Annotated in this window: 17 protein-coding genes; 13 read left to right on the top strand and 4 right to left on the bottom strand. The window is 41.3% G+C overall.

The window, feature by feature from the left end; translation table 11 throughout:
• The first annotated feature begins 459 nt into the window (after positions 1-459).
• The 7 genes from HMPREF2780_RS06945 (at position 460) to icd (ending at position 9,680) form a co-directional block, all read left to right on the top strand.
• Positions 460-2,004 (top strand): peptide chain release factor 3, encoded by a 1,545-nt coding sequence (locus HMPREF2780_RS06945; protein ID WP_061595989.1) that lies wholly within the window; start codon positions 460-462, stop codon positions 2,002-2,004.
• Between the two features lie 314 nt (positions 2,005-2,318).
• A complete protein-coding gene (locus HMPREF2780_RS06940; RefSeq protein WP_008809542.1) occupies positions 2,319-2,567 on the top strand; it encodes a hypothetical protein in 249 nt (82 codons plus the stop codon).
• A gap of 31 nt (positions 2,568-2,598) precedes the next feature.
• Positions 2,599-3,345, top strand: coding sequence for a CPBP family intramembrane glutamic endopeptidase (locus tag HMPREF2780_RS06935; RefSeq protein WP_008809541.1), 747 nt, complete (start codon positions 2,599-2,601; stop codon positions 3,343-3,345).
• A 228-nt stretch (positions 3,346-3,573) separates the two neighbouring features.
• Positions 3,574-4,482: a magnesium transporter CorA family protein gene (locus HMPREF2780_RS06930; protein WP_008809540.1), complete on the top strand. Its 909-nt coding sequence runs from the start codon at positions 3,574-3,576 to the stop codon at positions 4,480-4,482.
• Between the two features lie 215 nt (positions 4,483-4,697).
• Positions 4,698-7,361 carry an aconitate hydratase AcnA gene (gene acnA / locus HMPREF2780_RS06925; RefSeq protein ID WP_061598437.1) on the top strand — a complete coding sequence of 888 codons (2,664 nt, stop codon included), beginning with the start codon at positions 4,698-4,700 and terminating at the stop codon, positions 7,359-7,361.
• A gap of 2 nt (positions 7,362-7,363) precedes the next feature.
• Positions 7,364-8,482 carry a citrate synthase gene (locus HMPREF2780_RS06920; protein WP_008809538.1) on the top strand — a complete coding sequence of 373 codons (1,119 nt, stop codon included), beginning with the start codon at positions 7,364-7,366 and terminating at the stop codon, positions 8,480-8,482.
• Complete coding sequence (gene icd, locus HMPREF2780_RS06915) at positions 8,469-9,680, top strand: NADP-dependent isocitrate dehydrogenase (RefSeq protein WP_061595987.1); 1,212 nt, start codon at positions 8,469-8,471, stop codon at positions 9,678-9,680. Before HMPREF2780_RS06920 ends, icd begins: the two co-directional genes overlap by 14 nt.
• A gap of 28 nt (positions 9,681-9,708) precedes the next feature.
• Here the strand turns inward: icd and HMPREF2780_RS06910 are convergent, their stop codons facing one another.
• Entirely contained in the window at positions 9,709-10,107 is a 399-nt protein-coding gene (locus HMPREF2780_RS06910; RefSeq protein WP_008809536.1) for an Asp23/Gls24 family envelope stress response protein, read from the bottom strand.
• Positions 10,108-10,464: 357 nt separating this feature from the next.
• Between HMPREF2780_RS06910 and HMPREF2780_RS06895 the strand changes: the two genes are divergently transcribed.
• Both HMPREF2780_RS06895 and HMPREF2780_RS06890 read left to right on the top strand, forming a co-directional pair.
• A complete protein-coding gene (locus tag HMPREF2780_RS06895; protein WP_105026398.1) occupies positions 10,465-12,036 on the top strand; it encodes a degradosome RNA helicase CshA in 1,572 nt (523 codons plus the stop codon).
• 304 nt (positions 12,037-12,340) lie between these two features.
• Positions 12,341-13,087: a DeoR/GlpR family DNA-binding transcription regulator gene (locus tag HMPREF2780_RS06890; protein WP_061410449.1), complete on the top strand. Its 747-nt coding sequence runs from the start codon at positions 12,341-12,343 to the stop codon at positions 13,085-13,087.
• A 17-nt stretch (positions 13,088-13,104) separates the two neighbouring features.
• On the opposite strand, the gene HMPREF2780_RS06885 is transcribed toward HMPREF2780_RS06890, so the two are convergent.
• The 3 genes from HMPREF2780_RS06885 to HMPREF2780_RS06875 form a co-directional block, all read right to left on the bottom strand.
• Positions 13,105-13,371: a GIY-YIG nuclease family protein gene (locus HMPREF2780_RS06885; protein WP_012130671.1), complete on the bottom strand. Its 267-nt coding sequence runs from the start codon at positions 13,369-13,371 to the stop codon at positions 13,105-13,107.
• A complete protein-coding gene (locus HMPREF2780_RS06880; protein WP_048777520.1) occupies positions 13,361-14,107 on the bottom strand; it encodes a tRNA1(Val) (adenine(37)-N6)-methyltransferase in 747 nt (248 codons plus the stop codon). The genes HMPREF2780_RS06885 and HMPREF2780_RS06880 overlap by 11 nt, the downstream gene beginning before the upstream one ends.
• Before the next feature lie 104 nt (positions 14,108-14,211).
• Positions 14,212-16,581: a cation-translocating P-type ATPase gene (locus HMPREF2780_RS06875; RefSeq protein WP_048777519.1), complete on the bottom strand. Its 2,370-nt coding sequence runs from the start codon at positions 16,579-16,581 to the stop codon at positions 14,212-14,214.
• Between the two features lie 129 nt (positions 16,582-16,710).
• On the opposite strand from HMPREF2780_RS06875, the gene HMPREF2780_RS06870 reads away from it, so the two are divergent.
• The 4 genes from HMPREF2780_RS06870 to HMPREF2780_RS06855 all read left to right on the top strand — a co-directional run bounded on the left by HMPREF2780_RS06870 (position 16,711) and on the right by HMPREF2780_RS06855 (position 21,003).
• Positions 16,711-17,451 carry a lysophospholipid acyltransferase family protein gene (locus HMPREF2780_RS06870; protein ID WP_041789898.1) on the top strand — a complete coding sequence of 247 codons (741 nt, stop codon included), beginning with the start codon at positions 16,711-16,713 and terminating at the stop codon, positions 17,449-17,451.
• 38 nt (positions 17,452-17,489) lie between these two features.
• Positions 17,490-18,017, top strand: a complete 528-nt coding sequence (locus HMPREF2780_RS06865; RefSeq protein ID WP_048777518.1) for an HXXEE domain-containing protein — start codon at positions 17,490-17,492, stop codon at positions 18,015-18,017.
• A gap of 96 nt (positions 18,018-18,113) precedes the next feature.
• Positions 18,114-18,779 carry a helix-hairpin-helix domain-containing protein gene (locus tag HMPREF2780_RS06860; protein ID WP_048777517.1) on the top strand — a complete coding sequence of 222 codons (666 nt, stop codon included), beginning with the start codon at positions 18,114-18,116 and terminating at the stop codon, positions 18,777-18,779.
• Positions 18,763-21,003, top strand: a complete 2,241-nt coding sequence (locus HMPREF2780_RS06855) for a DNA internalization-related competence protein ComEC/Rec2 (protein WP_048777516.1) — start codon at positions 18,763-18,765, stop codon at positions 21,001-21,003. Before HMPREF2780_RS06860 ends, HMPREF2780_RS06855 begins: the two co-directional genes overlap by 17 nt.
• The last annotated feature ends 7 nt before the right edge of the window (positions 21,004-21,010 follow it).

The following is a 21,010-nucleotide window of genomic DNA, read 5'->3' as shown; positions in this document are numbered from 1 at the left end:
ACTTTAAGATAAAATCACGGAATGAGAAAATTTTTTTACATGATTTGTCCATGATGTAAGTCAATGTCAAAAAAATAGATTTTAGGCAGGAAAAGAGTGAAATGAAGATAGAAGATTTTATCCTCTATCCCTTAAAACGGAACAAAGCTGTTTTATCATGACAATCGAAGAAAAAGAAGAACTGGAAACCAGAAAAAAACGCCTGCTCTATTTACTGGGTTTAATCTTACTCTTTGCAATTTTCCTCTTTAGTAGTTTCATTGTCAGGTTTTAAAGGAAATTTTATTGACAAAATGGATAGAATCGCTCGAAAGGGCGATTTTTTATCTTTTCTAGATAATTGAAAAAAAGGCTTAAATCCGCTATAATAGGTAGGTTGAAAGGATTGGGCTATTCCGATGTAAAATAGAAGAAAAATGAACATTCACCATTATCCTAAAATGAGAGAAAGAGAAGAAAATGAATTTACAAGAAGAAATTAAGAAACGCCGTACCTTTGCCATCATCTCCCACCCGGACGCGGGGAAAACGACCATTACGGAGCAGTTGCTCTATTTTGGGGGAGAGATTCGTGAGGCTGGTACTGTAAAAGGGAAGAAAACAGGGACTTTTGCCAAGTCTGACTGGATGGATATCGAGAAACAACGTGGGATTTCGGTTACTTCATCTGTTATGCAGTTTGACTACGACGGAAAACGCGTCAACATCCTAGATACACCAGGGCACGAGGACTTCTCAGAAGATACCTATCGTACCTTGATGGCGGTGGATGCTGCGGTCATGGTCGTGGACTCTGCCAAGGGTATCGAGGCCCAAACCAAGAAATTGTTCGAGGTTGTTAAACACCGTGGCATTCCAGTCTTTACCTTTATGAACAAGCTGGATCGTGATGGACGTGAGCCACTGGACCTCTTGCAAGAACTGGAAGAAGTCTTGGGCATTGCGAGCTACCCTATGAACTGGCCAATCGGGATGGGGAAAGCCTTTGAAGGCTTGTATGACCTTTATAACCAGCGCTTGGAACTTTATAAAGGTGATGATCGTTTTGCTAGTCTGGAAGATGGGGACAAACTTTTTGGTAGCAATCCATTTTATGAACAAGTTAAGGAAGATATTGAACTTCTAAATGAAGCAGGTAATGAGTTTTCTGAGGAAGCTATCCTTTCAGGTGAGCTGACACCAGTCTTCTTTGGGTCAGCCCTGACAAACTTTGGGGTGCAGACCTTCCTTGAGACTTTCCTTAAGTTTGCTCCAGAACCACATGGTCACAAGAAAACAGATGGAGAAATTGTGGATCCTTATGACAAGGATTTCTCAGGATTTGTCTTTAAAATCCAAGCCAACATGGACCCTCGTCACCGTGACCGTATCGCCTTTGTTCGGATCGTATCTGGTGAATTTGAGCGAGGTATGAGTGTCAATCTGCCTCGTACTGGGAAGAGCGCTAAACTATCGAATGTCACTCAGTTTATGGCGGAAAGTCGTGAGAATGTGACCAACGCTGTAGCAGGAGATATCATCGGGGTTTACGATACCGGTACTTATCAGGTTGGGGATACCCTGACTGTTGGAAAAAACAAGTTTGAATTTGAACCACTTCCAACCTTTACACCTGAGATTTTCATGAAGGTTTCAGCTAAGAATGTCATGAAGCAAAAATCCTTCCATAAGGGGATTGAGCAGCTGGTACAAGAGGGAGCCATTCAGCTTTATACCAATTACCAGACGGGCGAGTATATGCTGGGTGCTGTTGGTCAACTCCAGTTTGAAGTCTTTAAGCACCGGATGGAAGGCGAGTACAATGCTGAGGTGGTCATGACACCAATGGGCAAAAAGACTGTTCGTTGGATTTCTCCAGATGACCTGGACGAGCGTATGTCATCTAGTCGAAACATCCTGGCCAAAGACCGCTTTGACCAACCAGTCTTCCTTTTTGAAAACGACTTTGCCCTACGTTGGTTCGCGGACAAGTATCCGGATGTCAAGTTGGAAGAGAAGATGTAACGTACTAAGATTGCTTGGCTACATAGTAGTCTAAGCAATCTACGCCATGTCCTATGGGACCATGGCTAAGTACCTTACTAACTGCATTTGGCAAATAAAATCGATTTGCCAAACTCCGTGTCGTAACGCATTGTTTACCTGATTTAGGCTGATTCATTGACTGAATCTGAATCAAAAGTTGCTAATCAGTTGATGGCAATCGCTATGGTGATTGTCTAGCTATCTTACTAATTTTGGCGAGTAATTTGCCTCTATTTGTTTGATTTCATGTTGTAATTAATAGAAGGAATATAATTAGTGAAGTCAACTACATTGTGGATAATGAGGAAAAAGAAATTATATGGAAAATGCCTTTTAATCCATTAAAAGACAAGGCAGCTAAAGAATATATGATTAAAGAAAATGCAGAAATGCAATTATCTTACAATATAACAGAGCAGATAGGTGGACAGTTGAAGGCAGGGTTCACTTTACTTGATATATATGAAGATACGAATGGCTCTGGTAGGCTTCATGAACTGAATATTAAAACCTATATTGCAATTAAATCAGTTAAAAGATAGAAATGGGTAAATTAAAATTTAGGGGAAATTTATGAGTCGAAAAAAAGCGATCTTCCTTTATTTATTAGGGACCCTAGGTCAAATATGGCTTATATCTATTATAGTTTTTGTATTGCGTCATTTGGGAATGGTTGTAGATTATAGGACGCCAATGGGAATGCTTGCTATTGGCATAGGTGGCCTTTCCACTGCTCTATGGGGAACTATTATTGCAGTTAGATACAAAAAGTACAGTACGAAGAAAATATTAAAGGATTTTTTCGCTATAAAGCAAAACAGGGGCAGTTATTTATTTGCTATTGTGTTCTTGTTTTTGGATTTTTGCTATGTTGCATTTGATGGGGAATTAGCGTTTAATACGTGGTATATTCCTATTATCTTATTTCTTAAAGCAATCCTTTTTGGTGGAATTGAAGAAGTAGGGTGGAGATATGTTTTTCAACCAATTATGATGGAACGCCATAGTTATATTAGTTCAACTATATTTACTTTTGTTCCATGGGGAATATGGCATTTTTCTTATTTCTACATTGAAGGCACATTGCCGCAGGTACAGGCATTGGGATTTTTGCTTGGATTGTTGACTAATTGCTTTATTTTATCCGCATTATTTATAAAGACAAACAGTTTGTGGATATGTGTGATGACACATTCGGTAATAAATGTTTTCTCACAATTAGCGGTAGGTGGTAATCAAAATATATCTTATGCTTGTAGAATAATTATTATAGTAATGGCAACTGTTCTTTCGATTAGAGAGCAAAATAAAAATGACTAGCACTAAATTCTACTGGGCTCTGACTAGCCGCTTCACTAATCAACTTTTTAGGGTAATTTTAATTCATAACAATTTATATCGTAATAGATAAGATAGGCAAACTAGCCACTTTATCAATCGTACTGAGCAAGGAAGTTGTTTTGACATAGCATATTTGAATGCAAGAACAGTTTAGGGAGTTAGGCACTTGTTCTTAAAAATCATTCTAGATGTTAAGAAAGGAGTTTCATGTTTCTGGAAAGAAAACTAAAAGGTCAGGATGTCTGGATTAATATTGATTCTGATGATGTTAAGCAGACTGCGCAGATCTATCAAGATTATGAAATTGACAAAGAAACCATTGAGTATGCTCTGGATAAAAATGAACGGGCTCACATGGACTATAATCGCGAGAATGGTACAGTTGTCTTTATCTACAATGTCCTTAATCTAGCGACAGATAAGGAACATTATGAGACGATTCCGATGACCTTTGTGGCTCAGGAGGGGAGGCTCATTACTATCAGTAATCAGGACAATGCCTATGTTGTTGATATGATGAAGGCCTATACTGAGCGCCATGAGCCAGTATCGGTCTATAAATTTCTCTTTGCGAGTCTGGAGTTGATCTCCAATTCTTACTATCCAGTCGTTGAGCGGATGGACAAGCGTAAGGATGAAATTAATACTCTTCTGCGCCAGACAACTACTAAAAAGCATTTGTTTGCCCTGTCAGACTTGGAAACCTCAATGGTCTATTTAGTTGCTGCGGCTAAGCAGAACCGCATGCTTCTAGAGCATATCAAAAGCCATGGTATTTACCGCCGTTTTGACGATTTAGAAACTGAACAGTTTGAGGATGCAATGATTGAGGCTCGTCAGCTCGTTTCGATGACTGATCTGATTGCTCAAGTTCTCAGTCAGCTCTCTGGCTCCTACAATAATATCCTGAACAACAATCTGAATGACAATTTGACTGTCCTGACTATTATTTCAGTTCTTTTGGCAGTACTTGCAGTTATCACTGGTTTCTTTGGTATGAATGTTCCTTTGCCATTGTCTAATGATAAGAATGCCTGGATTTATATTGTTATCATTAGTCTAGTCATTTGGGGACTTTTGACCAAGCTGCTAAAATGGTTGGCTAATAAGAAGTAAATTTCTGAAATCAAATTATTTTTCTATAACAAGCACCGGGATGGTGCTTGTTTTTTTCTTGATTGCTAAAGAAAATAATTAGTACAGTTTGTCTTTGTTTAAAAAACTGTATTTCTATGTTAGAAAATATAACGTATTGTCAAGAAATCTTATTGCATAAAATTACATAATAAAGTATAATATAAAACAATTTAAAATAAGTGAGGGGTAGAAATATGGCAGAATACCTAAGCGATTTAAATTACAAAGGCAATGTATACCGATATATAGATTTGAAGAAAGCCTCGGCTTTGCTAGGAGGAGATATAAAAAAACTTCCTTATTCTATACGCATATTATTCGAAAGTGTCCTTCGTAAGGAAGATGGTATAGACGTTAAAAAAGATAACATTAATTCTTTGGTGCATTATCAAGCTAAATCACCAAGCGGAGAAGTTCCTTTTAAGCCTAGTCGAGTCATTCTCCAGGATTTTACAGGTGTCCCTGTCGTGGTGGATTTGGCCAGTATGCGTGATGCTATTGTTGGCCAGGGAGGTCAGGCCGATCAAATTAATCCAGAGATTCCGGTTGATTTAGTCATTGACCACAGTGTTCAGGTGGACTTTTATGGCTGTGACACAGCTCTGGAGGCCAATATGAACCAAGAGTTTCTCCGCAATAATGAGCGTTACGAATTTCTCAAGTGGGCAGAAAAATCGTTTGATAATTATCGAGCAGTTCCCCCTGCTACTGGGATAATCCATCAGGTCAATATCGAATTTCTCAGTGATGTCATCATTGAAAAGGATGGGCAACTCTATCCAGATAGTATGTTTGGGACGGACAGTCATACGACTATGATCAATGGTATTGGTGTTCTGGGCTGGGGTGTTGGTGGGATTGAGGCTGAGGCTGCCATGTTAGGTGAGGCTTCTTATTTCCCAGTTCCTGAGGTGATTGGTGTTCGTCTCTTGGGAAAGCTGCCTAAGATTGCGACAGCGACAGATTTGGCTTTAAAGGTCACGCAAATTTTGCGGCAGGAAAATGTTGTTGGTAAATTTGTCGAGTTCTTTGGGCCTGGCTTGTCTAATCTAAGTCTGGCTGACCGGGCTACAGTGGCCAATATGGCGCCAGAATACGGAGCTACCTGTGGTTATTTTCCGATAGATGAGGAAACGCTCAATTACATGCGTCTGACCAATCGGTCAGAAGATCATATTGAGCTGACCCGTCTCTATGCTCAAAAAAATTACCTTTTCTATGATGAAAAGGTTGAGCCAATTTATACCAAGGTAGTCGAAATTGATTTGTCCAGCATTGTGCCGAGCATCTCAGGGCCCAAGCGGCCCCAAGATTTGATTGAATTAACAGCTGCTAAAGAGGAGTTTCAAGCTAGTCTAGTCAGAGAAGCGGGGGTCCGAGGCTTTGGTCTAGATGAGAGCGAGCTAGAAAAGTCAGCAGTGGTTCAATTTTCTGATCATGAGGAGAAGATTAAGACGGGCCATGTGGCTATCGCTGCCATTACTAGCTGTACCAATACATCTAATCCCTATGTCCTGATGGCGGCAGGGCTTTTAGCCAAGAAAGCAGTAGAAAAAGGCTTACGCGTTTCAAAGACTGTCAAGACTTCATTAGCTCCGGGCAGCAAGGTGGTCACAGGCTATCTCAAGAAGAGTGGTCTTCAGACCTATCTGGATCAGCTTGGTTTCAATGTGGTCGGCTATGGCTGCACTACTTGTATTGGAAATTCAGGAAATCTTCGACCGGAAGTGGCTCAAGCGATTACGGATACTGACTTGCTGGCTAGTGCTGTTCTTTCAGGGAATCGGAATTTTGAAGGACGGATCAATCCACTGGTCAAGGCCAATTTCCTAGCTAGTCCGCCCTTGGTAGTTGCCTATGCTCTGGCTGGAAATACCAATGTCGATCTGACCAGCGAGCCACTAGGTTATGATCAAAAAGGGCAGCCTGTTTATTTGATGGATTTGATGCCAGAGCACGACTTGGTTGCAGACTATGTTCAAAAATATGTGACACGCCAGCTTTTTGAAAAAGAATATGCCCATGTGTTTGATGACAATGAAAAATGGAATCAGATTCCGACAGCCTCTTCTCAAAATTATCAGTGGAATCAGGCTTCTACCTATATTCAAAATCCACCTTACTTTGATGGTTTAGCGGATGATTTAGCTATTCAGCCACTGAAAAATCTTGCAGTGCTGGCAAAATTTGGGGATACGGTCACGACAGACCATATCTCCCCAGCAGGAAATATTGCCAGAAACAGCCCAGCAGCTTCCTATTTGCTAGAACACGGAGTGGATTACCAAGAGTTTAATTCCTATGGTAGCCGTCGGGGTAATCACGAGGTCATGATGCGGGGGACTTTTGCCAATATTCGGATTAAAAATGAACTGGCAGATGGAAAGATTGGTGGTTACACAGATTATAAAGGAGAGTTGTTATCCATTTATGAGGCGGCCATGCGCTACAAGGAAGAGCAAATTGACACCATTGTCCTAGCCGGTAAAGACTATGGTATGGGGTCCAGTCGTGATTGGGCAGCTAAGGGAGCTAATCTTTTGGGTGTCAAGGTGGTGCTGGCAGAGAGTTTTGAGCGTATCCACCGGTCCAATCTGGTCATGATGGGGATTCTTCCTCTGCAGTATCTAGAGGGTGAAAATGCGGCTAGTCTAGGCTTAACAGGCAAGGAGACTTTCGACATTAATCTGCCACAGAACCCGCAAGTTGGCCAGCTGGTTGATGTGGTAGCTCGAAAAGGTGCTGAAGAAATAGCTTTTCAAGCTCGGCTGCGTTTTGATGCAGAGGCGGATATCCGTTACTACGAAAACGGAGGAATTTTGCCCATGGTCGTTAGAAAGAAATTAGAGGAGGTGTGAGCATGAGTCAGACGGACGGTTTGAAAGATACCATTGCCTGTGATACCAGGATTAGCCAGATTGTGGATGATTCTTTGTCTTATGCAGGCTACAATATCTCTGAATTGGTAGAGCACCATGCAAGCTTTGAAGAGGTGATTTATCTGCTGTGGCATTTGCATTTGCCAACTCAGATTGAGCTCAAGCATTTTGAAGAAGATCTGCGAGATAATTATGCCATTAGCGATGCGGTGGAGCAGTGCATCCTTATCCAGTCACGTAAGCACCTTCATCCCATGAGCGTCTTGCGCTCAACGGTCAGTCTTTTGGGTGTTTATAATGTCCATGCTGAGGAAACTTCTCTAGAAGCGACCTATGAGCAGAGCATCCAGCTTATGGCAAAGATGCCGACTATTATTGCGGCTTTTGCCAGACTGAGGTCAGGTCAGACTCCGGTAGAGCCGCGGGAGGATTTGGGCTTTGCGGCTAATTTCCTCTATATGCTCAAAGGACAAGAGGCTAGTGAGCTTGAAGTCAAAGCCTTTAACTGTGCCTTGGTGCTCCATGCTGATCATGAACTCAATGCATCAACCTTTGCGGCTCGTGTCTGCGCCTCAACCTTGACCGATATTTATTCCTGCGTGACAGCAGCTGTTGGAGCGCTCAAGGGCTCGCTTCATGGCGGTGCTAATGAATGTGTCTTTGATATGCTGAAAGAGATCAGAGAGGAAGGGAATTGCCAGGCCTATCTAGACCGCAAACTGGCCTCTCATGAGAAGATTATGGGTTTTGGTCATCGAGTTTATAAGACTCAGGATCCGCGTGAAAAATACCTGCGTCAAATGGCTAAGGACTTGACACAGGGGACCAAGGATGAGGTTTGGTATCAGCTTTCAGTGGAAATTGAAGCCTATATGAAGCATACCAAGCACCTGATACCGAATGTCGATTTTTATTCGGCTACGGTTTACCATGTGTTGGGCATTGACAGCAGTATCTACACCCTGATTTTTGCCATGAGCCGGGTGGCTGGCTGGATTGCTCATATTCAGGAACAGCGCAAGAACAATAAACTGATTCGTCCACGTTCTAACTATATTGGTGCTCAAGGTTTGGAGTATCTTCCCATTGGAAGGAGATAAAATGGCAGATAAGATTTTGTTTGAGAAAAGGCGGTTGCAGGTACCAGCTTCTCCTATTATTCCATACATCCAGGGTGATGGGATTGGGGTTGATATCTGGAAAAATGCCCAGCTGGTCTTTGATAAGGCTTTAGAAAAGGCTTATGGTGGCCAGAGAAAGGTTGTTTGGAAGGAAGTTTTAGCTGGGAAAAAAGCAGCAGACCAGACAGGTGACTGGCTACCGGACGAAACGTTGGCAACGATTAAGGATTGTCTGGTGGCTGTTAAGGGGCCGCTAGAAACCCCAATCGGAGAAGGACTTCGTTCCTTGAATGTGGCCTTGAGACAGGAATTGGACCTTTACGCCTGCCTGCGGCCAGTTCGTTATTTCAAGGGAGTTCCCAGTCCGCTCAAGCACCCAGAGAAGACAGATATCACGATTTTTCGGGAAAATACAGAAGACATCTATGCAGGGATTGAGTGGGAGAGTGGAACGACTGCAGTACAAAAAGTTATCGATTTCCTGCAGAAGGATATGCAGGTTGACAAGATTCGTTTCCCAGAAAGCTCTGCTATTGGGATCAAGCCTATTTCTAAGCAGGGAAGCGAGCGGCTGATACGGGCAGCCATTGACTACGCGTTAGCAAAAGGCCTAAGGCGTGTCACTCTGGTTCACAAGGGCAATATCCAGAAATTTACAGAGGGTGGTTTTCGGAAATGGGGCTATGAACTAGCTCAAAGAGAGTATTCGGATGAGTTGGCTTCTGGAAAACTAGTTATTCAGGATGTCATTGCAGATAATTTTTTGCAGCAGATTTTGCTCTATCCCGAGAAATTTGATGTTGTTGCCTTGACCAATTTAAATGGTGACTATGCCAGCGATGCCTTGGCTGCTCAGGTGGGCGGGATTGGTATTGCGCCAGGAGCCAATATTAATTTCGAGACTGGTTATGCTATTTTTGAAGCTACTCATGGGACGGCGCCAGATATAGCGGGTCAAAACAAGGCTAATCCTTCTTCTCTTCTCTTATCGGGGGCCATGCTCTTTGATTACATTGGTTGGTCAGAGGTCTCTCAGCTCCTGACTAAGGCTATTGAGAAGGCTCTCTTTGAGCAAAAAGTGACAGGCGATTTTGCCAGTCAGCTGGAAGGAGTAGCACACTTGACCACTAGTCAATTTGCTGAGGAGCTGGTAGCTAATATAGAAAAGTGTCCATAATGAAAAAAATGATGAAGAATCTGCCTATCTAGACAGTCTCTTCATCACTTTTTTGTCTTTTTCGATATTCCAGTCCCCAGCCGATGATCCAGCAAAAGACTAGCAGATAATTTTCAATCCAGCCCAGTAGATTCGCTTGATTCGCCTTTGCCAGATAGCCTAGCAGATGGTTGGTACCAAAGCCCAGCCCGCCCAGAATCAGTGCTAGCAAGGTCATACGCAGATAGAACCAATCATACTTTATGTTGGCGGCAATGGCTAAAGGCAGAATAGCCAGATTCCAGAAACCAATTTCCCGCTGCCAGTAGGGAGCTAGACCATAGATGGACTCATTGCCCAAGAGCTGGGGCTGGAATATCTGGATCATAGCCGCGCCTAGCATAGCTAAGATAAGTAAAATGAAAATCACTCGTAAAAATTTGTTCATACCTGTCTCCTTTCTTCTTTGTAGATTATAATGCTTTTGAAAATGATTTTCAAGTTTTCATTTTTTACAAAAGAAATCTCTAATAAAATATTTTACAGTCAAGTCCTATCTTTTTAACCTTATTTATGGTATACTAGATAGGTTGCAAAACTTACAGTTTTTCTATTCAGTGGGAACTAGCGACCGAGTCGGCGCTTTTTTAGTGCCTGGACTTGAGAGACCATATTTATGAAGAGAAGAGCGAATACTCTCAGAGAATCGAGATTTATCAAGCGAAAGCACTTGTCATGTTTCGATAGATGAGTATCAAAAGCCTTATAAGGTGGCTTCGCACCGCCTTTAGAAAGAAGAAGAACATTGAAATTTAATGAATTACATTTATCTGCTGAATTATTAGCAGAGATTGAAAAAGCTGGCTTTGTAGAAGCGAGCCCTATTCAAGAGCAGACGATTCCACTTGCTATGGCAGGTAAGGATGTTATTGGTCAGGCCCAGACAGGGACAGGAAAGACAGCGGCCTTTGGCTTCCCAACTATGGAGAAGATTGATACAGATAATCCTGCAGTGCAGGCCTTGGTTATCGCTCCAACCCGCGAATTGGCCGTGCAGAGTCAGGAAGAGCTTTTCCGTTTTGGCCGCAGCAAGGGCGTCAAGGTGCGTTCTGTCTACGGTGGCTCCAGCATCGAAAAGCAAATCAAGGCCCTCAAATCTGGTGCTCATATCGTCGTAGGAACACCTGGCCGTCTCTTGGACTTGATCAAACGCAAGGCGCTTAAGTTGAACCAGATTGAAACTTTGATCTTGGACGAAGCGGATGAAATGCTTAACATGGGCTTTTTGGAAGATATTGAGTCGATCATTTCCCGTGTGCCAGAAGAACGTCAGACCTTGCTCTTTTCAGCGACCATGCCGGATGCTATCAAGCGTATCGGTGTCAAGTTTATGAAAGAGCCTGAGCATGTTAAGATTGCTGCTAAAGAGCTGACAACGGAGCTGGTGGATCAGTATTATATCCGTGTCAAAGAAAATGAAAAATTTGATACCATGACTCGCCTGATGGATGTGGAGCAGCCTGAGCTGTCAATCGTCTTTGGTCGGACCAAGCGCCGGGTGGATGAGCTGACTCGCGGTCTGAAAATCCGTGGTTTCCGAGCAGAGGGTATCCATGGTGATTTGGACCAAGGCAAGCGCCTTCGCGTCCTGCGCGACTTTAAAAACGGCAATTTGGATGTCTTGGTGGCGACAGATGTGGCAGCGCGTGGATTGGACATTTCTGGTGTGACCCATGTCTACAACTACGATATTCCTCAGGATCCAGAAAGCTATGTTCACCGGATTGGTCGGACTGGTCGTGCTGGTAAGTCAGGTCAGTCTATCACTTTTGTTGCGCCAAATGAAATGGGCTATTTGCAGATTATCGAAAATCTGACCAAGAAGCGCATGAAAGGCCTTAAGCCTGCGACTGCAGAGGAAGCTTTCCAAGCTAAGAAAAAAGTTGCTCTTAAGAAGATTGAACGTGATTTTGCGGATGAAAGCATCCGTTCTAACTTTGAGAAATTTGGCAAGGATGCTCGTAAACTGGCAGTGGAATTCAGTCCAGAAGAGCTGGCTATGTATATCCTCAGCTTGACAGTGCAAGATCCAGAAACCCTTCCTGAAGTAGAAATTGCCCGTGAAAAACCATTGCCATTTAAACCATCTGGCGGTGGCTTTGGCGGAAAAGGCAAGGGTAGTCGTGGCGGAAATAGCAACCGTCGTAGCAATGACAACCGCCGTGACCGAGGTGGCCGTCGCGACCAATTTAAGAAAGGTCGTAAAGAAGAGCGTTTTGACAAAGAAAATCGCTACCGCAAGGACCACAAGAAGCCACGCAATACTTCTAGTGAAAAGAAAACCGGCTTTGTTATCCGTAATAAGGGTGATAAATAAACAATTTGAAAGACTGCTAGCAAGAACTAGTGGTCTTTTCTTATGAAAATTTATTCGAATTTTGTATTGGCTTTTTGTTTTTTGTGGGAAATGAGTCTACATTCTATGACAATTCACAACATTTTTTAACAAAAATAACTAAATTTCATATTTTTATGTGTATCTTTTTCAAAAAGTGTAGTATAATAGGCGTAGAAGACCTACTCATATTAAGATAGGCATTACATTGAATACGGATTAAACAATAATGTTAAAGATTAGGCGCTGCCATCTCATTTTAACAATAAACAAAAGGAGCAGGTAAATGAAGGAAGGTAGACATAGAATTATTCTGCAGGAGCTTGACCGGGCGGGTTTGGTATCAGTTAGGAAATTAAAGGATCTTTTGGATGTAACGGATATGACCATTCGTCGCGATTTAATTGATCTTGAGAAGCAAGGCTTTTTAGTTCGGGTTCATGGAGGGGCACATAAAAAAGTTAGAGATGGCTTAGTGGAAGTTCCTCATACTGAAAAAATCATGATCAACACGGAAGAAAAAGAAGTGATTGCTAAAAAATGTGCAGATCTCATTTCTTCAGGAGATACAATTTTTATCGGTTCAGGTACTACAACAGCTTTGATTGGAGATTTCCTTGATGATAAGACTGTTAATATTGTTACCAATTCCTTGCCAATTTTTGAAAAACTAAAGGATAATCCTCACTATGATATCCTTTTGATTGGTGGTCGTTATCGGGTTAAAACGCAAACTTTTGTAGGACAATTTGCCGTTAATTTACTCAAAGAAATCAAGGTTTCTAAGGCTTTTATTGGGGCTAATGGAATTGATGGTCACAATGTTACAACAGCTAATGAAGAAGAGGGAAATGCGGATGCTATTATCCTTAACAATGCGATTGAAAAATACATTGTTGCTGATAATAGTAAATTTGATAGTTATTCTTTCTACACTTTTTATCGCTTAGATGACGTGAATGCTATTGTAACGGATGACAATATTTCGCAGAGAATGAAAGATAAGTATCAATCTTATACAAAAGTTTTATAAAAAACAAAAATGCCAAACTAGTGTTGGGCATTTTTTTGTGCTTCAATATAAGCCAATTTTTCTTGGCGAGTTTTCTGTTTGAAGAGAGCTTCTGCTGACATGGCAGAAGATTTGTCAGGGTATTCTTCCTGATAAAGCAGTTTAACAGGAAGTCTGGCACGAGTATACTTTGCACCTTTTCCTGCATTGTGGACAGCCAAACGCTTTTGCACGTCCGTGCTATAACCGGTGTAGAGAGTACCATCAGTGCACTCTAAGACATACATATAGGCTTTAGTTTCCATGGTAGATCTCATATATTTCTGGAGTATAGCTACCGTCTTCCTCGTGAAGAATCAGAGGTGGTAGTATCTTTAAGCCGTCCCTTGAGCCATCTTTAATAGCCTCAATCAAAAGCATATTGGCTCCTTTACCCATCTTGGGATAGACAAATTGGATTCTTTTTGGTGCCAGGTTATGAGCTTTCATAGTATCCAAAATATCTAAGAAGCGGTCGGGTCTATGAACCATAGCAAGGCGACCGTTTGATTTGAGGACACGCTGGGCGACAGTACAGATTTCTTCAAGATTAGTTGAAATCTCATGTCGGGCCAGAAGATAGTGCTCGCTTTCATTGAGATTGGAATGTTTGTCAACCTTGAAATAGGGGGGGTTACAAAAGATCATATCCACCTTACTACAAGGAATATAGTGAGGGAGATTTTTTAAATCATCGTGAATGACTTGCATTTGCTGGTCAAGTTGATTGAGCTGGATGGAGCGTTGCGCCATATCTGCCAGCCGTTCCTGGATCTCAACTGCAATAATCTTAGCCTGAGTGTGGGCACTGGCAAATAAGCCGACAGCACCATTGCCGGCACAGAGGTCTACAATCAAGCCATTCTTGGGTAATTTTGGAAAGCGAGAGAGCAGAACACTATCAACAGAATAGCTGAAGACCTCTCGGTTTTGAATGATTTTAACGTCAGTAGAAAAGAGCTGATCCAGCCGTTCTCCTTCTTTTAATACTGCTTTTTCCATAGTGTTATTATAGCACGAGTCAAAGGACGAATTCAATCTTGAATAGAAAAAAGTTCTAACTAGAAAAAAGTTAGAACTTTAATGAATGTTTCTTAATTCTATCTTCAATTGCTGAATTGGCCATTATCGGATTTTTCATTTTTTTCTTGGAGATAATTGACCAAGATAAAAATAAGGCTGAAAACAAAAGCTAGGATAAGGAAGATAGGGGTAGTTTGACTGGTCAAGGTTCCAATTTCGATAAAGGAACGAAGGAGGTAGGCTGTTCCGAAAAATCCTCCAATAGACCAGATGATGAGAAGAATTCTCCAAAGATTGAGCGGAATACAAGCGCGTGCTACAGAAAGAAAACCAATGGTTCCTAGTAAGTAGTAAGAGACTGTAGACATATCAAGAGAACTCCAGCCATTATAAGAACCGAAAATTCGGACAAATAGTACACTGAAGACAACCATGAGTCCGCTTGGCAGGGCTTTGAAAATTGCTTTTTTAAGGAACTTAGGCTCTACCGGACGGATATTGCGCTCGAATGTCAGCACAAATGGAGGGAATCCTTCAACAAATTGGTCAAAGAGAGTGATTTGCACTGGAATGAAAGGAAAGACAAGAAGCCATTCTTTATTTCCTAACAAGACACTGGCGATACAAATCATGGTCAAGATAAAGGAGTAGATGGTCTTCACCAAGAAAATAGGAGCGATACGGGCAATGTTATTTACCACGCGCCGACCTTCAAAGAGAATCTCAGGAACATCATTGAAATCTGAGTTGAGAAGAACGAGATTAGCAATCTGCCGTGTCGCAGGATCTCCTTCAGCCATAACAATCGAGCAGTCTGCTTCGCGCAGGGCTAGAATATCGTTTACCCCGTCTCCAGTCATGGCTGTTGTATGACCTGCTTTTTTCAGGGTTTGAATAATGAGCTTTTTCTGATGAGGAGATACACGGCCAAAGATAGCTGTTTCTTCAGCAGTAGCAATCAAGTCAGTATCTGAGACAGTCGAACAGTCAAGATAGCTTTGATAATTCTCAAAGCCTGCCTTGGCGGCAATATTTGAAACAGTAATTGGATTATCACCAGAGATGATTTTCAGATTAACGTCTTGGGATCGCAAGTATTCGAGTGTATCAGCAGCCCCTTGCCGGATAGGATCTGTAATTTCTAAGACAGCCAGAACTTCAATCTGTTGTGGCAGAGTCATGTGCTGGTGGTTAAGTTTATCAGTGCTAGAAGCTAGGGCCAGAACCCGCGAGCCACGTTCTTGGGCTTCTTGAACTGATTTTAGATTTTGCTGATGGAGCAAGATTTCGGGTGCTCCTAGGAAGATAGTCCCAAAGGGTTCCATTTCCATAGCTCCCCATTTTCGATCACTGGAGAAGGGGATGGTATTTGACGTTTGGTATTTTGTTTGGCCTGAAGGAAATCTTTTACGAATGGCCTGAGCAGTAGGGTTTTTATCATCGCTGTTGGCCATATAGTTAGCTAAAATATTTGAGATAGTCTCTGCTGAAATAGATTCTGACAAGGGATAAACTTGCTCGACTTTCATCTTACCTTCAGTAATGGTTCCTGTTTTATCCAAGCATAAAGTATCCACATGAGCCAGGGTTTCAACTGAGTACATTTCTTGTACCAGGACTTTGCGCATCCCCAGTTTAATAACAGCTGTTAAGAGCGAAGTGATAGTCAACAGTGCAATTCCTTTTGGTAGCATACCCAAAAGGGCTGTTGATGAATTGATAACAGAGTCTTTGACAGGAAGCTGTTTGATGAGTAAGGCTTCAAAGAAGAGCGCTAAACCGCAGGGAATGATGATTTTTCCAGTAAAAGCAGCGATTTTATTCAAAGAATCCAAGATGCGAGAGTTGAGTGGCTTAAGGGTCTTGGCTTCTAACATTAGTTTTGCAGCGTAGTTATTAGCCCCTACTTGAGATACTTGGGCTAAGACTTGCCCGCTAGCTAAGAAACTACCCGACAGCAATTGATCGCCAACTTCTTTAAGCACAAGATCACTTTCACCAGTAAGCATGGCTTCATTGGCTTCTGCAAAGCCATCTAGTACAATGGCATCACTGGGAACCTGTTCTCCAGCTGACAACTGAATTACGTCCTCTAAAACGATTTCTTCAGGATTTATCTTTTCTTCCAGTCCATTTCGAATCACGCTAATCTTTTCTCTAGTCATAAGATTCAGCTTGTCGATCATCCTTTTAGCCCGAAGCTCAGTCATAATACCGGTTAAGGCATTGAATGATATGACTGCAAAGAATACCATATTACTCCAGGCTTGAACAAAAGCCAGTGCAACAGCAATAACAAAGTTTAGGGCGTTAAATAGTGTGAAGACATTGCGTTTAATAATATCCCAAGTACTGGAGCTGGTCTTAGCCGTAAAATCGTTGGTTAAGCCTTGTTGGATTTTTTCAGACACCTGGTTAGATGTTAAACCAGTAAATTTTTTCATATTTTCCATGTCGCTATCATATCATTTTTTAGGGAAAATTTCTAATGGAATCCGCCTCCAAGCAAAAATGAAAAACATTGCAGTTGATAGAAGGTTGAGGTATAATGGAAAAGTGAATGTATAGAAAGGTTTATGATTATGTTTTATACCTATTTAAGAGGATTAGTAATGTTTATTCTATGGGCTTTAAATGGAAATGCCCATTATCATAATTTGGATAAAATTCCTTCTAAGGATGAAAATTATATTTTAGTTGCACCACACAGGACCTGGTGGGATCCTGTTTATATGGCTTTTGCAACCAAGCCAAAGCAATTCATCTTTATGGCTAAAAAAGAATTGTTTAAGAATCGTATTTTTGGCTGGTGGATTCGGATGTGTGGTGCCTTCCCTATTGACCGTGAAAATCCTGGACCTTCAGCTATCAAATACCCAGTTAATATGCTGAAAAAGAGCAATCGTTCCTTAATCATGTTTCCAAGTGGTAGTCGCCATTCAACAGATGTAAAGGGCGGTGTCGCTGTTATTGCCAAGATGGCAAAGGTTCGGATTATGCCCGCTATTTACGCTGGCCCCATGTCTCTTAAGGGACTAGCTTCTGGTCAACGGGTGGATATGAATTTTGGTAATCCAATTGATATTTCTGATATTAAACGGATGGATGATGCCGGTATTGAAGAAGTGGCAAGACGGATTCAAGCTGAATTTGACCGGTTAGATGCTGAGGTAGTGCCTTATCAAAAAGCTAAAGCGCCAAACATCTTATGGCGCGTATTGCGCTTGTTGGCCTTTGTTCCAGCAGCCATCATTGGTCTTTTAACCATTCTTTTTAGCTTCCTAGCTAGCTTCGTCTGGGATCCGGATAAACATAAAAAGTAGGTTTAGTTATCATTTTCTTTTAGGAGAAAGGAGAGGCTATGTCACTAGCCTTGTTATCTTTTATCGTCCTATCGCTTTTTATGATACATGAGTTTGATGAAATTATACTTGTCAAACCTTGGATCAAACAGAATCAAGATTACCCTGCTTATCAGAAGGAAATGTTCATTGCAGGAAAGTCAAGTTATCCTTCGACCGAGAGCTTAGCCTTGATGATTGCTGAGGAATTTATTTTAGCTTTCCTCCTGCTCTTAGTAGCAATTCTCTGCCGATTTTCTGAGTTAGCCTTAGCAATTACCATCTGTCATACCTTGCATTTGTTAGGCCATATTAGTCAGGTTATAAAATTTCGCTCTTTGGTTCCAGGTGGACTAACAGCAGTTCTAACCTTTCCAATCTTGTTAGTGATTTTAGCAGTCTATTTATCTCGGAATTCGTTTTCTTGGACTTTACTTATTCTGCTTAGCATTCTTGTCATGCTGGCTCTCTTAAGTAATCTGCTTTTTCTACATAAACAGGCTCCAGAGATTCATGCCTGGATTTATAGAATCAGTAAAAGGAATTAATAAGTATCTTAAAATGATCAAAAGTCAAGTTTACTTGGCTTTTTTTCTTCTTTTACGAATAAATAGGTGATACTTAATTTTGTTAAAGGAGAAATGATGATAGAAGATTTGATAGAAAAAGCAAAGCAATATAAAATAGCTTTAGGTCTAGGCTTATTAGGAGCGATTGTAGCAGGCTTTATTTTACTACAGGGAAGAGACCAAGGGGGGACAGATGTCCAGCAATTGACAGAGCAAACTTCTTCCTCTAGCTCATATAAGGATGAAAAAAGTAACAAGAGCAATGAGATCAGTCAAGCCGATACAGAAGATCAGTTGGTTACAGTTGATGTCAAGGGGGCGGTAAAAAAGCCGGGTGTTTATCAGTTACAATCTAATAGTCGTGTTCATGATGCTTTAGAGAAGGCAGGTGGCATGACGGAAGAGGCTGACTTAAAATCCATCAATCAGGCTCAGAAACTGAGCGATGAGGCGGTAGTATATGTAGCCAAGGTCGGAGAAAATGCTGTAGATGTTACGACGAGTGCCCCTGCAAATGCAACATCGGGCACCGGTCAGACAAAGTCAGCACTTGTCAATCTTAATACAGCAACAGAAGCAGACTTTCAAACTATTTCTGGTATCGGCCAAAAACGTGCTCAGGATATTATTGCTTACCGAGAAGCCAATGGCAGATTTAAGTCTGTAGATGATCTGAAAAATGTATCAGGTATTGGGGCCAAAACTCTAGAAAAATTAAAAGAATATGTCACAGTGGATTAAAAAACTTCCCCTTTCACCAATCTACTTGTGCTTTCTTTTGGTTTGGCTATACTTTGCTATTTATAGTGGTGAAAGGCTCGCTTATCTAGGTTTTTCCCTGCTTATAGCTCGCCTAATCTGGCATTATCCAAGAAAGAAATGGTTGCCAACTTTAGCTATTCTAATTGCTTTCTCTATCTTTTTTTATGCTAGACGTGAGTTGACGGAACAAGCTTTTCAGACTCAACCAGCTCCAGCAAGGCAAGTTCTTGTTTTACCAGATACAATTAAAGTGAATGGAGATTCCCTGTCTTTCCGTGGTAGAATGGACGGAAGACTTTATCAGCTCTACTACAAATTAGCAAGTTCAAGAGAGAAAAAATCATTTCAGAAACTAGCAGACTTGGTCACTTTAGAAATAGAAGCAGAGTTTAATCTAGCAGAAGGTCGGCGAAATTTTTCTGGTTTTGACTATCAGGCTTATTTAAAAAGTCAGGGAATATATCGGACAGTTAAAATCAGTAGGATTATGTCCAGTCACTCTGGTCAATCTATCAATCCATTTGATTGGCTGTCTGTTTGGCGTAGGAAGGCCTTGGTTTTCATTAAGACTACGTTTCCAAGTCCAATGAGTCACTACATGACAGGACTTTTGTTTGGAGATTTGGATATTGACTTTGCAGAGATGAATGACTTGTACTCAAGTTTAGGAATTATCCATCTTTTTGCTTTATCAGGAATGCAGGTTGGATTTTTTATGGATGCCTTTCGGAAAATTCTTCTGCGCATAGGCTTAAGGATGGAAACGGTAGATTGGTTGCAATTCCCGTTGTCCTTTATTTATGCAGGTTTGACTGGATTTTCTGTGTCAGTAGTGAGAAGTTTAGTGCAAAAATTATTGTCTCAATTTGGAGTGAAGCGCTTGGATAATTTTGCGATGACCATGATAGTCTTGATGTTTCTCATGCCGAGTTTTCTCTTGACAACAGGTGGAGTTCTATCTTGTGCTTATGCATTTATCATCACTATGTTGGATTTTGAGGATTTTAGTGGCTTTCGTAAAGCCGTGCTAGAGAGTTTAAGTATCTCGTTAGGCATTTTACCGATTCTTATCTACTATTTTGCAGAATTCCAACCTTGGTCTATCCTCTTGACCCTCCTTTTTTCAATCGTCTTTGATACATTTATGTTGCCTCTCTTGAGTCTAATTTTTCTCATTTCGCCTTTGTTTGTCTTCACTCAAGTTAACATCTTCTTCCAATGGCTGGAAATGGTGATTCGTTGGGTAGCTAGTTTGTCAACAAGGCCGATAATTTTAGGACAGCCAAATCTGCATTTGCTTATTATTCTCCTGCTGGTCTTAGCCTTGCTCTATGATTTTAGAAAGCAAAAAAAGATTAGGGTTGGCCTGAGTCTCTTAGCAATCTTACTATTTTTCCTAAGTAAACATCCTTTACAAAATGAAATCACAGTGGTAGATATTGGACAGGGAGACAGTATATTTCTTAGAGATGTCAGAGGTAGGACTATCGTGATTGATACAGGAGGACGGGTGGAGATTGGTAAAAAAGAGGCTTGGCAAGAACGAGTTAGAAAAAGCAATGCGGAAACGACCTTAATCCCTTATCTAAAAAGCCGAGGAGTGGATCGATTGGATAAATTGGTCTTGACTCACACCGATACAGACCATATGGGAGATATGTTGGAGTTAGCTAAGCACTTTTCTATCCGAGAAATTTATGTTTCCAAAGGAAGTATGACTCAAGCTGATTTTGTAGACAAGTTAAAGAAGATGAAAGCTAAAGTTCATGTGGTCGAGGTAGGAGATCGGCTTCCTATTTTTGATTCTGCCCTTGAAGTGCTCTATCCACTCGGTCAAGGAGATGGTGGTAATGATGACTCGATTGTCTTGTATGGTGAATTTTTCCAAACAAAGTTTCTTTTCACAGGAGATTTAGAAGCTCCAGGTGAAGGTCAGATGGTGACAGCCTATCCAGATTTAAGGGTAGATGTACTCAAAGCTGGGCATCATGGTTCTAAAGGATCTTCTAGTCCAGAATTTCTAGAGCATATTAAGCCTAAGTTGGCCTTGATTTCAGCTGGTAAAAACAATCGCTACCAACATCCCCATAAGGAAACTTTAGATAGATTCGAAAAAATCCAGACCAAGATTTTACGAACAGATGAGCGGGGTGCTATTCGATTTAAAGGCTGGAATTCTTGGAAGATAGAAACGGTTCGTTAGTCACTTG

Origin of the sequence: Streptococcus sp. HMSC062B01 (assembly GCF_001811085.1) — a bacterium.
Classification (GTDB): domain Bacteria; phylum Bacillota; class Bacilli; order Lactobacillales; family Streptococcaceae; genus Streptococcus; species Streptococcus gordonii.
The sequence above is the reverse complement of the archived record's forward strand: the minus strand, read 5'-3'. Positions and strand labels throughout refer to the sequence as shown.